The following is a 15,591-nucleotide window of genomic DNA, read 5'->3' as shown; positions in this document are numbered from 1 at the left end:
GGGTTCCGTACGATGCGGCTTAGAGTGAAGCCGCGCCGGCAGAACCCGGCTCACCCGGGAGGGTGTTGGGGTGCAGCTCGTAGGCCTGCTGCTTGTCAGTCGGGACGTAGACGCGTTCGCGGATGATGTTGTCCTCGGCCCACTGGAACATGTAGATCGGCGCGCCGGCCGGGATATTGGCGAAGCGCTTGTTGATGATCAGCGCACCCGGATACTGGGTGAGACCGATGCCGAACAGGTTCTCGGTATAGAGCTTCTGGTAGGTCTTCATCAGCTCGCTGCGCTTGGCGGCATCGTCGGTGGCGATGAACGCGTTGACGCTGTCGACCAGTTCCTGCTCCCACGGCAAGAGATCCAGCGTGCCGTCAGTGCCGGCGCGGTGCGATCCGTTGACCTGCGGACCGGTTGGCGCGAGAGCCGAGGTGTTCTGGACCACCGAGATGAGCTCGGAGCCGTTACGGGCAACGCGCCAGTCGAACTTGCCCGACTGGTAGGTCGCATCGTGCTGGGTGCCGGTCAGGAAGTTGGCGATGACGCGAATACCGAGCGGCTCCATCATGGCGATGACGCCTTCGGCAAGGTTCTTGTCGGTCTGATAGTCGGCGTTGGCGAGCAGCGTGATCTCGACATCGGCGCCACCAGCGGTGCCGGCGGGGAAGTTGACCACGCCATTGCCGTCGGTATCGGCGAGACCGGCCTTGGCCAGCAGTTCCTTGGCGGACTCGAGCGAGAACGGATAGTAGACCGTCGACTCCTTGTCGTAATAGGTCGTGCCGGCATAGAGGCCGCCCGGATAGATGGCCGTGAACGGCCCCTTCACCAGAGCTTCGCCAAGCCGCTGACGGTCGATCGCATAGGTGATCGCCTTGCGGAAATCAGCGTTGCGGTTGAGTTCGCGGATCGCCTGACCACGGGCATCCGGCTCGCCCCAGCCATTGCCGGAGAGGTTCGGATAGAGGGTGTAGCCGATGGTGCGGGCACCGAAGGCGAGACGGGCGGGGGCGTTGGGATCGGCGGAGCGCTTCAGCGCCTCGACATAGCTTTCGGCCTGCTCGAGGTTGGAGAAGTCGCCGGTGCCGGCCACGGCCTGCACGTCACGGTCCGCCCAGGTCGAAAGGCGGAAGTGCACTTCGTTCAGGTAGGGAAGCTGGTTACCCTTGTCGTCGACCTTCCAGTAATAGGGGTTGCGACGCAGCACGATGATATCGTCCGGACGGTACTCGACCGGCACCCAGGCGCCCATCACCGGGATGTTCATGTAGGTGGGCGGAATGGCGTTCTTATACTCGTCGTAGGTCGCGCCAGCCTTGTACTTGGGGTGGAGCGGCTTGAAGATATGCGCCGGACCCGGACAGAAATTGCCGTGCGCCATCTGGTAGAGGTACTGCTTGGGGAACGCTTCCTTGAAGGTCCACAGCAGGGTGTACTTGTCCAGCGCTTCAAGCTTGGTGCCCTCGCCGAACATCTCGGGCGAAGCGCCGTTCAGCGGGGTCACGTTCGGATCGATGACGTTGTCTTCCCAGTAGAAGATCGCGTCCTCGGTGGTGAACTCGACGCCGTCCGACCACTTGGCGCCTTCGACCAGGTGCATGGTCAACTGGTGGCCGTCGTCGGACCACTCCCAGCTCTTGGCGAGGTTAGGCAGCGGCGCGAGTTCCTCGGCCTTGACCTCGAAGAGCGGGCCGGTGCGGGTGAGGCATTCCATGGTGGAATTGTCCACACCACCCCAGCCCTGCGACTGGCCGCCCATGTAGTTCCAGCCTTCCGGCCGGCCGCCGATGACGTGACGCATCACGTCGCCGTAGACGCCGATGCCGTCGGGCATGTTCGACGCCTTGAAGATCAGCGGTTCCTTGGGCAGGCGCTCGGCGACCGGCGGGAGCTTCCCGGCGTCGACGAAGGCCTTCACGAAATCCGGCTCGTGGTACTCCGGCAGTGTGCCGTATTCGTACAGATCCTTGGCGCCGACGAAGACGGGCGTGCCCTGTGCATCGAATTTCGGCGGATCTGGCGGGGTGGTCGGCGGTACGATCTGGGCCTGCGCGGCGAAGATCGAAACGCCAAGCAGCAGCCCTGCCCCGCCAAGGGCAAATAGGTGTTTACGCATGTTTCCTCCCTAGGCTCGAGACCGGCACAACACGCACCCGGCGGCAGGCCTCCAACCCACCGCCACTTGTCCCAGCTTCAAAAGGGTAGACCTTGCACTAAAGCGAACAATCCGATTATCTGAATGAGTATTTCCGGTTTTTACAGATTGTCACAGGACCGATGAACGAGCAGCCGCAGCACTTCCTGCCGGGCAAGCCGCGCGAGAAAGCCACCGCCCCGGTGCCACGTCCGGACCGGCGGTTTTACGCGCAGACGCAGGCGTTTGGGCGGTTCGGCATCCGTTGGTTCGACCCGCAGATCATGCCGGAGGAGCACTTCCACGGTCATATCGAGTTGAACTGGCTCACCACGGGCAGCATGGACTACGTCATCGACGGACGGCCGCTGCGCATCCCATCGGGCCGGCTGGTGCTGTTCTGGGCCGGCATCCCGCACCAGACCACGGCGATCGACTACGGCGCGAACCATGACAGCCGGCAGTGCAACGTCTACCTGCCGCTCGACAGCTTCCTCCACATGCCAAACCTCGGGCAACTCACCGAAACGATGATGGGTGGCGGGGTGGTGATGCTGCCGCCCGAGACGATCGGCGCCGATACACTGACCCGCTGGTACCAGGATTATCGCTCGGGTGACGCGGAGCGGACGGATATCCTGAAAGAAGAGATCGCGCTGATGCTGCGGCGCGCCGCGGTGACCGGATGGGACATCCTGATGGAGCCGTGGATCGAGAGCGTCGGCTCGACCACCCGGGCGGCCTCGCCGTTGCGCTACGTGGTGGCGATGATCCGGCACATCCTCGAAAACCTCTCCGAGCCACTCAGGGCCGAGGATGTGGCCAAGGTGGTGGGCCTCCACCCCAACTATGCGCTGAACCTGTTCACCGAAGTGATGCGGGTGCCGATGCACAAGTTCGTGGTGCGCATGCGCCTGATCCGGGCGCGATCACTGCTGTTCGAGGGCAGCCTTTCGATCGAGAACGTGGCGTTCGAGAGCGGCTTTTCGGCGCTGAGCCAGTTCTACGTGCAGTTCCGCAACGCCTATGGGCTGACGCCGCGGCAGATGCGCGCGCACTATCTGCGGTGAGGTCGCTGGAGTGACTTATTGGCTGGTGGGGGGCAACTCGCGCCGGCTCCGCAGATTGCCTTGCCTCGCCATCGCCGCCGCGCTTCACTCGCGCGTAACGCGTACGAAGACCCCCTGCCCCCGATGACCGACCCGTTTCTGTTCATTGCCGCTGTCCTGGTACTGTTGGGCACACCCGGGCCGACCAACACGCTGCTCGCAACATCGGGCGCGACGGCGGGGGTCCGACGGTCAGTTCGGCTGCTGGTGGGGGAGCTGGCCGGCTACCTGATCGCCGTCGGCACGATCCGCATTGTCCTGGGGCCGGTGATCCACAGCTATGCGCTGGTGGGCGTCGCGCTCAAGGCGGCAGTGGTCGCCTACCTGATCTGGACGGCGATCAAGCTCTGGCGTCACAATGCCGGGCTGACGCAAAGCCAGGCAAGCATTGGCATGCAGGCGGTGTTCGTCACCACCCTGCTCAACCCCAAGGCGCTGATCTTCTCGCTCAGCATCATCCCGACCAACCATGCGCAGTTCGCTTGGTATGTGCTCGGCTTCGCCCTGCTGGTGCCACTGGTGGGGTTCGCGTGGATCGTTGTCGGGCGGGCGATCGGCGCGGCAGCCGGCGACCGGCACACCGTGGTGCGCAAGGTCGCCTCGGTGGCGCTGGTCGGCTTTGCCGGCGCGATCGCGGCTTCGGTGCTGGGGTAGGCTCGTGACAAAGAAGCGACAGCGCGAGAACATTCCGATCGTGACGGTCGTGATCAACGGCCGTCCAATGTTGGTGCCCGATCCCACATCCGAGGCCTTTCACCGCCAAGCCCACCAGGATTCACTTGCCATCGCAACAGCCCGACAGAGGCGGAAGATCAAGCCTTCATCGATGCCATGCAGGAATGGGGCAACCCAGAGAGCTATGACTGGTGGGATGGCGAGCTCACTACTCCCGATGAACCGTCCGACAAGAGCGTTTCATAGCTCCAGCACAAACCGCGCTTCGAACCGCTCAGTGCCCCACCACATGGGGAAGTTGGTGCCCCATTTGTTGTTGTGGAGGTTGAAGCGCAGGCCGGCGGAGAAATCCGGCGGGTTGGGGTTGAACGGCATGAACTTCGTCGCAGTGGGCGCGACCAGCGGGGTATCGAGCGGTCGGAGTTCGACGCCGATGGTCCGCACGGCGGCGACGACCTGGAGCTGACCACCGCCCTTGCGCGCAATGCGGTTCGCGGGCAGCCACTGCCCCATCTTCAGGAACTGCCAGTCGTGCGCGCCTGAGGGCGTGAAGCTGACGAAGCTGGCTTCCGGCATGCGGTTGGCGGGCTTGTCGAGCAGCTCCACGGTGATCTCGAGGCGACGGCTGTCGAGCGCGCGGAACCGATAGGCGATGCGTGCCGGAGCGCCGAGCTTGACATGGGCAGCCGTGTCGAGCGTCGCAACGCCGTCGACCAATTTTGGCGCGAAGTTCGCCGAGCGGGCGGACGCGACGCGATCGAGACCAGGCTTGATGTGATCGAGGATGGCCCAATGAGCCCGGTGCGTGAGGTAGGTATCCATGTGGGCCGCGACATCGGAAGCGTCGTAGCTCTCGTAGCGGTATCCGAGGAGGCTGCCCCCCTCGCCGCGCAGCTCAACGCCGGCCGGCGAACGGATGAGGATCACGTCGCCGGTATTGGGGTCGGTCTCGACGAACCAGCCGGTGCCCTCGATCGCCGGGTCTTCGGCGGCTTCGGCGAGAGCCCGGTCGGCCGGCTCGAGTTCGGCGACAGCGGCATCGAGATAGGCGCGCTGCTCGGCCCAGGAGGCCTCGGAATACTGGAAGCGGTAGTCAGCGGCGCGGGCGGTTTCGAAGGCCGGCCGGTCCCAGGCCAGGTCGTCGCGCAGGTACGATTTGATGTCGACGCCCCAGGTGTGTTCGGCAACCATGGTGAGGCCACGGCCAAAGGCCAGGCGGCTCGGAGTAAGGGGCTCCTCGGCGAAGCGGTCGTAGAGACGCTGCAGGTGCAGGAAGCGCTTGAGCTTGTCCGGATCGGTGCCGGCGCCATGGATCCAGTTATCGCCGAGCTCGAGATCAATGACCGGAAACTCTTCGCGGCGAGACCAGAGGATTTCGCCATAGGCATCGAGGGTCGAGGCGACGATCTCGGTCTCCGGGTTATGCCCCTGCAGTTCGCGCCAGGCCTCCACCGTCTGCGGCACGCTTTGCGGCCCCATATTGTCGTTGGTGTGGGCGAAGCCGAGGCCCTCGTCAAAACCCTCGGGGAACGAGGTTTCGCCGTAGGATTTTTGGTACAGCACGACGATTTCGGCGCCATCTGGGGCGCGCCAGCGAAAGACGTCGGGGACGTCGGGCGGCGGCGAGGCGGAGTTGACGCCGAGGTGCAGGAACCTGACGCCGGCCTCGGCGAGCAGCGGCACGATGCCGATGGTATGGCCGGGAACGTCAGTCATCTTCGAGGCAATCGTCTGTTTGCCGAAGCGCCTGTCGAGTTCCTGGCTGTGACTCAACCCGGCGCGGAACACGGCCGGTGACATCAGTTCGGAATGGGTGGTGAAGGGCAGCGCATGCCAGCGGATCAGGCCGCGATCGATGGCGCGCTCGAGCCGTTGCACCCGCTCCGGGCTCTGCGAATTGAGGTGATCCCAGATCAGCCAGGCGCCGGTGGTCCAGATGAACCTCGGATGCTCGGGATCCTCGGCGAAGAAGTGTTCACCGGTATCGATCGCCTGCGGGATGAAGCGCTCGTGATACTGGGCACGGACCTTCTGGGCGTGGTCGGTGAAGCCGATGTCGAGGTGGGTCTTGAAGACCAGATGGATCTTGCGGGTCATAACTCTGGCGATCAGCCCACGGTGCCGCGGACGACCAGGCGGGTCGACACGGTCTCGGTGAGCGAGGGTGAGGTGGGGTTCTTGAGGCGGCGGAGGATCAGGCGCAGCAGCGCCTGGGTCCGTTCGGTCAGGTCGAGCTTCACCGTGGTGAGATTGTAGCTCTTCCAGTGCGACTGATGGATGTCGTCAAAACCGACGACCTTGACGTCCTGCGGCACGCGCAGTCCGAGCTCGGTGCGCAGCGCATCGATGGCGCCAAAGGCGCCGACATCGTTGGCGGCAAAGATCGCATCCACCGGCTCACCGAGGCGGAAGTGGTTCAGCGTCTCGCGATAGGCAGTGTCGTAGGTGTAATCGCCCGGGATGCGAGTGGGTGGCGGCAGCCCGCGCTCGGCAAGGACTTTGATCACCATGCGCTCGCGTGACTGGGTGGCAAGCGAATTGGTCTTGCCGGCGAGAAAGGCGAAGCGGCGGGCGCCATAGCCCTGCATCAGCGCCACGGCCTGCTCGATGCCCTCGCGCTGCAGCACGTCGAGCCGATCGAACAGCGGCGCGGCCTCGGCTTCCGCTGCATCCTCATCAGGATAGCCGACATAGATCGGCACGGCCCGATCGAGCACGCGGGCGAGCGTCGTCGGTCGCACGTTCTCGGCATAGGCAATAACCGAATCCGGGTTGAAGCCCTTCATGTAGGTAAGCAGGGTTTCGTCCATCGACAGGTCGTCGCGGGTGCGGAACAGCAGCGTTGCAAACCCCTCGGCCTGCAGCGCCGTGGTCATGGCGTCGAGTTCCTGGCTTTCCCAGGGCCCCGAGACATCGGGGACGATGATGCCGACAAGGTGCGAGCGACCGGTGACCATCGAGCGGGCGGCCATATCCGGCGTGTAGTTCAGCTCCTGCGCCACCTTCAGAATCAGGTCGCGCTTCTCCGGCTTGATCGAAGCATGCGGGTTGAAGGCACGGCTGACCGCAACGCGCGACACGTTGGCGGTGCGAGCCACCATATCGGCTGTGGCGCGGCTGCGATTGCGGATGGCCGGATCGCTCAAAAGGTCTGCCCTGCTGCCCTAAAATGAAATCGTGTGCAAAACTGTTCTGCCGGTTCGCCTTGCAGACTGTCAAGCCGATCCGAGCATTCATCAGGCTAACATGCTGATATTGCACAATAATGACTAACAGTACGGCATATGGAACAAACATTCCATCCAGGCGTCATCACCTTGTCATTCGCAACAGGCATTCTACGTCTTGACGATGAATGAAAGCGTGTTCATTCTGAGATCGTGAGCTGCGGCGGGGAGAATTGACCGCCGCGATCGCCAATTCGGCGCCCGCGAAGTGGCGCCACCAAGGGAGGAATTTCGCGATGAGCAATCGCCTGCGCGCCCTGTATCTGGGCCTCGCCACTGCCACTACAATGATTACCCCGGCCTTCGCCGTGGACCTGACGGTGATCTGCCGCTGCGTGGTCGGCGGCGTGAACAGCGAAACCGCCACTTGGATCAAGGAAAGCGTGATCCCGGGTTTCACCGAAAAGATGAAGGCCGAGGGCAAGGACGTCACCGTCTCGCTGAACGAGTTCGGCGGCAAGGACGAGCAGATGACCCAGCAGCTGGCGCTCGACTTCTCGACCGGCGCCGGCGCCGACGTCGCCGCGTTCGACGGTTTCCTGATCCCCTCGTTCGTCGAAGGCGGGCTGTTGAAGCCGCTCGATGAAGTGGCCGGAGCGGACGTGAACAACTGGGAAGGCTGGAGCCATATCTCGGAAGGCGCCAAGTCGCTGATGAGCTATGGCGGCAAGGCCTATGGCCTGGCGCTCGGCACGGACGTGCGCGCCATCTTCGTGCGCAAGGAGCTGTTGAAGTCGGCCGGGCTCGATCCCGAGACCTTCCAGCCGAAGTCGTGGGCCGAGCTGCTCGAAGCTGCCCGCGCCATCAAGAAGGCGAACCCGGATTCCTTCCCGCTGCAGCTCAACGCCGGCGTGAACATGGGCGAAGCCACCACCATGCAGGGCTACTACATGGCGATCCTCGGGACCGGCGAAAGCGTCGTCGACGAGAACGGCAAGTACATCGTTTCGAGCCAGGGCATCCTCGACACCCTCAACCTCTACAAGACCATCTATGTGGACGAGCAGTTGGGCGACCAGCGGGCGCAGCTGCTCGGCGATGGCCGCAACCGCACCTTCACCAACTTCCGTGACGGCAAGACGGCGCTGCTTGTCGAAGGTGATTGGTTCTTCAATTCGGTGATGGCGCCGGGCGCCGAATTCGGGCTCGAGAACCGCGATGCCGAAGTCACCTGGGCCTCGATGCCGGCGCAGGAGCCGGGCAAGGGTTATCGCGGGCAGGACTATGTGACGGTTTCGGGCGGCACGGGGTTCGTCCTCAACCCCGCGACCAAGAACCCGGCCGAAGCGTGGGCGCTGCTCAGCTACATGAACAGCCAGGAATCGCTGACCGCATTCCAGGGCTTCCGTGAAGCCCGCCGCATTCGTGACGACGTGGCGACGCCGAACAATGTCTACCTGCAGAAGACGCAGGAGAGCCTGTTGCCGTTGACCACCGCTCGCCCGAACGACCCGAACTACAACAAGGTGTCGGCCGAGATCCAGCGCATGACTGAAAGCGTGGTTTCGGGCGAAGCCAGCCCCGAAGACGCTATGGCGGCGTACAAGGCGGCGGTGATCGCGATCGTCGGCGAGGCCAACACGGTTTCGAAGCTCTAGCTGAGCTTCGCAAGACGTCCTCCCACGCCCGGCCCTCCCTGAGCCGGGCGCTCCCTGGGAACGCCTCCCCGGCACCCTGTTCGCGGCCGGGGAGGTTCCTTTTTTCGATTGGGGTTTGTCACATTGAGACGGTTGGCTGAGACATCCGGTTGGCTAGCGGTGGAGCCGGAGCATGCTGCCCCGCACCCCTGTCCCCTCCCCGCAAGGGGGAGGGAGACGCTGCGGCGCCAGTCTTCGTCCCACACACCCCAGGGCCTCAACTCCTTCGTCTCTTTCCCCCTTGCGGGGAGGGGGCAGGGGTGGGGGTCAACACGCACCGGCCTATCCGTATGACGAAAAAGAAGAACTTCTCGCTCCTCTCCCATCGCGCCGGCGCGGCATTCCTAGCCCCTGCCGCGGCGCTGGTCGGCGTGTTCGTGCTGCTGCCGTTCTTCTGGGTGATCTTCGTCTCGTTCACCAACCGCACACTGCTCGGCAAGACCGCGCTCAGTCCGGAGTTCGTCGGGCTCGCCAACTATTTCCAGCTATTCGATCCGGCAACGTTCTTCACCCGCGGCCAGTTCGGCTTTTCGCTGATCCTCACTACGCAATTCGTGCTGCTGTCGGCGCTGGTCGGCCAGGCGCTGCTGGGCCTGCTGCTGGCCTGGCTGATGCAGACCATCCCCCCAGCCCTCAAACGCATCGTCGAAACCGCTGTCATCGCGGCGTGGATCCTGCCCGAGGTGGTGATCGGCTTCGCCTGGTTCGCCTTCCTCGACTACGACAATGGCACGTTGAACATGATCCTGCGCGGCCTCGGGCTGCCGGCGGGGGATTTCCTGCTGCAGCAGCCGTTCTGGGTGATCGTCATCTTCAACACCTGGCGCGGTGCGGCGTTCTCGATGATGCTGTTCAACTCGGCCTTCGCCTCGATCCCGCCGAGCTATTTCCAGGCGGCGGATGTCGCCGGCGCCTCGAGCTGGCAGAAGTTCCGCGATATCGGCTTGCCGCTGATCCGCGGCCACGTGGTCACCGACCTGATCCTCATCACCATGTGGACGTTCAACGTGTTCACGCCGTTCATCCTCACCAATGGCGGGCCGAGTTACCGCACGGAACTCTTGTCGATCTACAACTACCGCATCGCCTTCCGCGAGTTCGACTTTGGCAAGGGCGCGGCCGTGGGGGTGATCATCATGCTGATCAACCTGGTGTTCGCGCTGATCTACCTGTCGTTCGGGCGCAAGAAAGCCAAGGCGGTGGAAGAATGAAGCTCAGTTTTCCGCAACTCATCGCCCGTATCGGCTTCTCGGCGCTGGCCGCGATCATCGGCATCCTGTTCGCGCTGCCGCTGATCTGGTTCATCTTCGCGCCGTTCAACGCGCGGGCCGAACTCGGCATCGCCATCCCCGACCCGTGGACGCTGCAGAATTTCCTGACGGTGTTCGGCAACGGCTTTGCGATGCGCGGGCTGCTCAACAGCCTGATCCAGAGCGTCGGCGGGGTGATCCTCGTTGCTGCGGCGGCAACGCTCGCAGCCTATGCGCTCAGCCGCTCATCGATCCCCGGCAAGAGCATCGTCACCTACGTGCTGCTGCTGTTCTCCTCGGTGGTGTCGGGCACCGCAGCGATGGTGCCGATCTTCCTGATCGTCTCATCGGTCGGGCTGATGGATACTCATATCGCGGTGATCCTGGTGTTCGCCGGCGGGCTGCTGCCGACCGCAATGTTCATCCTCCGCGACTTCATCGACGGCATTCCCAAGACCTACGAGGAAAGCGCCATGGTCGCGGGCGCGTCGCCGGTGCAGGCGTTCTTCGACGTGGCGCTGCCAGTGATCCGGCCGGGCATCGTGGTCGTGGTGGTTTGGGCGTTCGTCAACATCTGGGGCTCGTTCCTCATCCCCTTCATCCTGCTCCGCTCCGATGACCTGATGCCGTCCTCGGTCGCCATCTACTCGTTCTACTCGGAGGCCGGGACGCCGATCGTGACGCTGCTTGCAGCCTATTCGCTGATCTACTCCCTGCCCGTCGTCGCCCTCTATCTCTTCGTCAGCTGGAAGTTCGGCTTCCGCTTCTTCGGTGGAATCAAAGCGTAATGGCCTCGGTCGAATTCCAGAACGTCACCAAGAGCTTCGGCACCTTCAACGCCGTCTCGGACATCAGCTTCAAGGTTGCGGATGGCGAGTTCATCTGCCTGCTCGGCCCGTCGGGCTGCGGCAAGACCACCAGTCTGAGGATGATCGCAGGGCTCGAAACCCCGACATCGGGCAAGATCATGATCGGGCCCGATGACGTGACGCACCTGCACCCCAAGGATCGACAGATCTCGATGGTGTTCCAGGATTATGCGCTCTACCCGCACATGAACCTCGCCGACAACATCGCCTACCCGCTGAAGGTGCGCGGCGAGAGTGTCGAGAAGCGGCACAAGCGGGCCAAGGAAGTGGCCGATGTGCTGAAGATCGGCGAGTTGCTGAACCGGCTGCCGAGCCAGATCTCGGGTGGCCAGCAGCAGCGCACCTCGCTGGCGCGGGCGCTGGTCTATCCGAGCCGGGTCTACCTGTTCGACGAGCCGCTTTCCAACCTCGATGCCAAGCTCAGGCTCGAAGCCCGCGGCTTCCTCAACCACCTGCAGCGCGACATGGGGATGACGGCGGTTTACGTGACGCACGACCAGGCCGAAGCCATGGCGCTGGCAACGCGGATTGCGGTGATGGATCGCGGCCGGATCGTGCAGTTCGCGCCGCCGATCGAGATCTATCGCCGGCCGGCAACGACGTTCGTTGCCAACTTTGTCGGCAACCCGCCGATGAACATGATCCCGGTGGAGGGCAGCATCGAGGGCGAGCGGCTGCAGTTGCGCGCCCATGGCGTTCTGGTGCGCGACCTGCCGATCTCCACGGGGATCAAGGCAGCGCTCGGCAAGGGCGCCGGGCTGACGCTGGGGGTGCGGCCCGAGCATCTCAGCATGGGTACGATCAACGACGTCAACATGGTCAGCGGCAAGCTGTTCGCGAACGAGAATATGGGCCCCGAGAAACTGGTAACCTTCGAGCGCCAGGACGGCGGGCGGGTGACGGCGCGCATCTTCACCGACGACGCGGTGGAAACGACGGAGAACGTGGCGTTCACCTTCGACGGCGCCCACGCGAGCCTGTTCGACGCGGAGGGCAAGCGCATCCCGGCGGATGGGGAGATGCCGCTGTGAGGGGGCTGACTGATAGAGACGGCCCCCTCCCGGCCTCCCCCATAAAGGGGGAGGTGAAGAGTCGAGGCTGTTGCTCGATCGTGCCACACACTCGATGCGGCACCTCCCCCTTCATGGGGGAGGATGGGAGCGGGCCGTCTGCTGATGGTTGTGCGCCGGCATGACGCAGATCGTCAAAACCCACATCACTCGCGCCGATCAGGCGAAGGACCCCTACTTCTACATCCCAGTCACGGTCCCGGCGGGCACGACGCGGATCGACGTTACCCTCGCCTACCCCAAGGCCGATGACTGCGTGATCGATCTCGGGATGTTCGACCCTGCGATGACCCCGTACCCCTCCGAAGGGGGGTTCCGCGGCTGGTCGGGCGGCTTCCGCGATCGGTTCTACGTCGCCACCGACAGCGCCACGCCCGGCTACGTGCACGGGGCGATGCCAGCCGGGGAATGGAACGTCATTCTCGGGCTCTACAAGGTGCCGCCCGGTGGCGCCGATGTGACAGTGACGGTCGAACTCGACGACAGTGCCCGCCCCACCAGCCCGCAGCCGGAACGGACGTTTCCGGTGCGCGCCGGTGCCGGCTGGTACCGCGGCGACCTCCACTGCCACACCTTCCATTCGGACGCAGCCGGTTCGCCCGAGACCTTGCACCAGGCCGCGGTGCAGGCGGGGCTCGATTTCCTCGCCATCGCCGACCACAACACCATCACGCAGCGGCGCTACTTCCACCCCGCCTCGTCGCCGGACCTGGTGTTCGTACGCGGCATGGAAGTCACCACTGCCGTCGGCCACGCCAATGTCTATGGGGTCGACAAGTGGATCGACTTCCGCATGACCAAGCCGTCGGACGCGCACGTGCTGGCCGAAATGGTGCACCGCGAAGGCGGACTCCTGTCGATCAACCACGACAAGCCGACCATTCCCTGGGACTACGAGTTCCCGGCCGCCGACTGCCAGGAAGTTTGGCAGTCGACGTGGATGGCGTGGAACTGGGTGTCGCTGGAGCGCTGGCAGGAACGGCTCGCCTCGGGCCTCAGGATTTCGGCGATCGGCGGCAGCGACTTTCACCAGCCGGCGAAACTGCAGCCGGAGGGTCCGCTGGTGCTGGCGCGACCAACGACGGTGCTGTGGCTGCCGGAACTCAGCGAAGATGCGGTGCTCGCGGCGATGAAGGCCGGGCACGGCTATGTGACCGAGGGGCCGAAGGGCCCGCACCTCGAGATCACCGTCAATGGCCAGCCGATGGGCTCGGCAGTGACGGCGCCGCTGCATTGCGAAGCGATTGTGCGCGGGGCGCGCGGCGACGTGCTGCAATGGATCGACGCGCGCGGCACCATTACCGAACAGGAGATCACCAGCGGCGACTGGCGCGGCGAGCTGGCACTGCTCGACGGCGCCGAAAAGTTCGTGCGCGCCGAGATCATCGCCAAGGCGAGCCGGCCATGGCTGGTCGAGGAATTCACCAAGGCGGCGAGCGAGCGCGGCGAGTTGCCGTGGCAGCTCAAGGGCTTCCACCTGACGGACGAGCCGATCCGGCGCGCCATCTCCAACCCAATCTACATCGACCAGGACTGACCCATGTTTATCGGCAATGCCCCGTGTTCCTGGGGCATCAACTACCCAACCGGCAACGCCTATACGTGGCAGGAGTATCTCGATCAGGTGGCCGCCTCGGGCTATCGCGGCACCGAGCTCGGGCCGTTCGGCTTCCTGCCAAAGGACAAAGCCGAGCTCGGGCCGGAGCTGGAAAAGCGCGGGTTGACGCTGATCGGCGCCACCCACGTCCACACCTTCGGCGACCGAGCCTCGGCGCCGGTGCTGATGTCGACGCTCAGGGAGCTGGCGCCGCTGCTCAAGGATCTCGGCGCCAAGCACCTCGTCATCATGGACGAAAGCAACTGGTACCCCGAGGGTCAGGAAGGCGTGCTCGATCGCGAGGGCTGGAACGGGCTCACCGCCACGGTGCGCGAAGCCCAGGCGGTGATCGAGGGCGAGTTCGGGCTGAAGGCAAGCTTCCACCCGCATATCGGCACCGCGGTGGAGTTCGAGCGACAGATCGACCGGCTGCTCGAGGAGACCCAGATCGACCTCTGCTTCGACACCGGCCATCACGCCTTCTGGGACCAGGACCCGCTGGCCTACATGGAAAAGGTGTGGGGACGGATCGCCTACATGCACTTGAAGAATGTCGACCCCACGGTGCGGCAGCGCGTGTTGGACGGCAAGCTCTCGGTCGCCAATTCGTACGGCCAGGGCGTCATGGCCCCCCTGCCCGATGGCGCAGTCGATATCCGGGCGGTGATGCGCTTCCTCGACGCCAAAGGCTTTGACGGGCCGATCGTCGTCGAACAGGACGTGGCCGAGCATGCGACGGAAACGCCGCTGCAGTTGGCCAAGCGCAACTACGTGTACATGCAGGCGATCGCGTGATGGCAAAGCTCAGGGTTGGCCTCGTTGGCCTCGGTGAAGTCGCGCAGCTGATGCATCTGCCGCTGCTCGCGGACGACCAGCGCTTCGAGATCGCAGCGGTGACCGATGTCTCCCCCAGCCTCATGGCGCATGTGGCGGAGCGCTACGGGGTGAAGACGCGGCATGCGTCGGCGGAGGCGCTGATCGCCGACCCGACGCTCGATGCGGTGTTCATCCTGACGCCGGATTTCCTGCATGCACCGCTGCTCGAAAAAGCCATCCGGGCCGGCAAGCACGTGTTCATCGAGAAGCCGGCGGCGCTGACCGCAGCCGAGCTGAAGCCGCTGCTGGAGCTCGAGAAGAGCAACACCAAGACAGTGTTCGTCGGCTACATGCGGCGCTTCGCGCCGGCGTTCACGGCGCTCAAAGAACGGCTGCCGCCGCGCGAGGAGATCCGGCACGTCCGGATCCGCGACCTGATCCGCGAAAGCCAGTTCTTCGTCGATCAAACGCGCAACATTTTCCGGCCCGACGACGTGCCGGCCGAGGCGATCGCCGAAGGGCGGGCGCAGACCCAGGCGCTGCTGAAATCGGTGATGGGCGAGGCGCGGCCGGATCAACTGCGGGCCTACCAGGTGCTCACCGGGCTTTCGTCGCACAGCTTTTCAGCGATGCGCGAACTTTTCGGCGCGCCGAACGCGGTGGCGGCGGCACGGCAGCACCGCGGCGAGAACGTCCTCGTGATGTTCGACTACGGCAGTTTCACCGCGCTCTATGAAGCGGTGATCCATGATGTTGCCCGGTTCGATGCGGGCATCGAAGTGCTGACGCTGAACCAGCACTTCAAGATCAACTACGACACCCCGTATGTGCGGAACCTGCCCACCAGGCTCGAGATCACCACCTCGGACCAGCACTCCACCGGCACCGAGATCATCGGGCCGTTCTACGAGGATGCTTTCCGCGTGGAGCTCGGCGCCTTCCACCATGCGGTGACAACTGGGGAAAAGCCCAAGACGTTGCTGACAGACTCTCTCAAGGACCTCGAGTTGTTCGCCGAGGTCGGCCGTCACTTCCTGTCGCAAAACTGACGTCATCAATGCCCTGAAAGCCCCGGAAACCGGGGTTCTTCCACTGTCATCCTGATGTCATGGGAGTGCGGTTTAAGCGGCTGGAACAGGCGCGCGGAATAAATCAGGCGTGCGCTGTCACAATGGAATTTCCGTTCCATTTTTCGCTTGCCAGCGGGCCCACCGAG

12 protein-coding genes are annotated in these 15,591 nt (G+C 64.1%); 9 read left to right on the top strand and 3 right to left on the bottom strand.

Going from position 1 to position 15,591, the window contains the following annotated elements:
* Nucleotides 1-19 precede the first annotated feature (19 nt).
* Entirely contained in the window at nt 20-2,107 is a 2,088-nt protein-coding gene (locus VGV07_RS25985) for an ABC transporter substrate-binding protein (RefSeq protein WP_326871636.1), read from the bottom strand.
* 161 nt (nt 2,108-2,268) lie between these two features.
* Here VGV07_RS25985 and VGV07_RS25980 point away from each other — a divergent pair, with 161 nt between their 5' ends.
* Entirely contained in the window at nt 2,269-3,195 is a 927-nt protein-coding gene (locus tag VGV07_RS25980) for a helix-turn-helix domain-containing protein (RefSeq protein WP_326871635.1), read from the top strand.
* A 123-nt stretch (nt 3,196-3,318) separates the two neighbouring features.
* Nucleotides 3,319-3,888, top strand: coding sequence for a LysE family translocator (locus tag VGV07_RS25975; protein WP_326871634.1), 570 nt, complete (start codon nt 3,319-3,321; stop codon nt 3,886-3,888).
* A 261-nt stretch (nt 3,889-4,149) separates the two neighbouring features.
* On the opposite strand, the gene VGV07_RS25970 is transcribed toward VGV07_RS25975, so the two are convergent.
* Together VGV07_RS25970 and VGV07_RS25965 are read right to left on the bottom strand one after the other, a co-directional pair.
* Nucleotides 4,150-6,006: a DUF5054 domain-containing protein gene (locus tag VGV07_RS25970; protein ID WP_326871633.1), complete on the bottom strand. Its 1,857-nt coding sequence runs from the start codon at nt 6,004-6,006 to the stop codon at nt 4,150-4,152.
* Nucleotides 6,007-6,017: 11 nt separating this feature from the next.
* Nucleotides 6,018-7,055: a LacI family DNA-binding transcriptional regulator gene (locus VGV07_RS25965; protein WP_326871632.1), complete on the bottom strand. Its 1,038-nt coding sequence runs from the start codon at nt 7,053-7,055 to the stop codon at nt 6,018-6,020.
* 317 nt (nt 7,056-7,372) lie between these two features.
* On the opposite strand from VGV07_RS25965, the gene VGV07_RS25960 reads away from it, so the two are divergent.
* The 7 genes from VGV07_RS25960 to VGV07_RS25930 all read left to right on the top strand — a co-directional run bounded on the left by VGV07_RS25960 (nt 7,373) and on the right by VGV07_RS25930 (nt 15,424).
* On the top strand, nt 7,373-8,734 hold the full coding sequence (locus VGV07_RS25960; RefSeq protein ID WP_326871631.1) for an extracellular solute-binding protein: 1,362 nt from the start codon (nt 7,373-7,375) through the stop codon (nt 8,732-8,734).
* Nucleotides 8,735-9,063: 329 nt separating this feature from the next.
* The gene (locus VGV07_RS25955; RefSeq protein WP_326871630.1) at nt 9,064-9,984 is read left to right on the top strand and encodes a sugar ABC transporter permease; all 921 of its coding nucleotides are present in this window, start codon (nt 9,064-9,066) and stop codon (nt 9,982-9,984) included.
* Nucleotides 9,981-10,811: a carbohydrate ABC transporter permease gene (locus VGV07_RS25950; protein WP_326871629.1), complete on the top strand. Its 831-nt coding sequence runs from the start codon at nt 9,981-9,983 to the stop codon at nt 10,809-10,811. Before VGV07_RS25955 ends, VGV07_RS25950 begins: the two co-directional genes overlap by 4 nt.
* Nucleotides 10,811-11,923 (top strand): ABC transporter ATP-binding protein, encoded by a 1,113-nt coding sequence (locus VGV07_RS25945; RefSeq protein ID WP_326871628.1) that lies wholly within the window; start codon nt 10,811-10,813, stop codon nt 11,921-11,923. Before VGV07_RS25950 ends, VGV07_RS25945 begins: the two co-directional genes overlap by 1 nt.
* 160 nt (nt 11,924-12,083) lie before the next feature.
* Entirely contained in the window at nt 12,084-13,499 is a 1,416-nt protein-coding gene (locus VGV07_RS25940; protein WP_326871627.1) for a CehA/McbA family metallohydrolase, read from the top strand.
* 3 nt (nt 13,500-13,502) lie between these two features.
* Nucleotides 13,503-14,354 (top strand): sugar phosphate isomerase/epimerase, encoded by an 852-nt coding sequence (locus VGV07_RS25935; RefSeq protein WP_326871626.1) that lies wholly within the window; start codon nt 13,503-13,505, stop codon nt 14,352-14,354.
* Nucleotides 14,354-15,424 (top strand): Gfo/Idh/MocA family oxidoreductase, encoded by a 1,071-nt coding sequence (locus VGV07_RS25930; RefSeq protein WP_326871625.1) that lies wholly within the window; start codon nt 14,354-14,356, stop codon nt 15,422-15,424. Before VGV07_RS25935 ends, VGV07_RS25930 begins: the two co-directional genes overlap by 1 nt.
* The last annotated feature ends 167 nt before the right edge of the window (nt 15,425-15,591 follow it).

Origin of the sequence: Devosia sp. (assembly GCF_035944845.1) — a bacterium.
GTDB lineage: Bacteria > Pseudomonadota > Alphaproteobacteria > Rhizobiales > Devosiaceae > Devosia_A.
The sequence above is the reverse complement of the archived record's forward strand: the minus strand, read 5'-3'. Positions and strand labels throughout refer to the sequence as shown.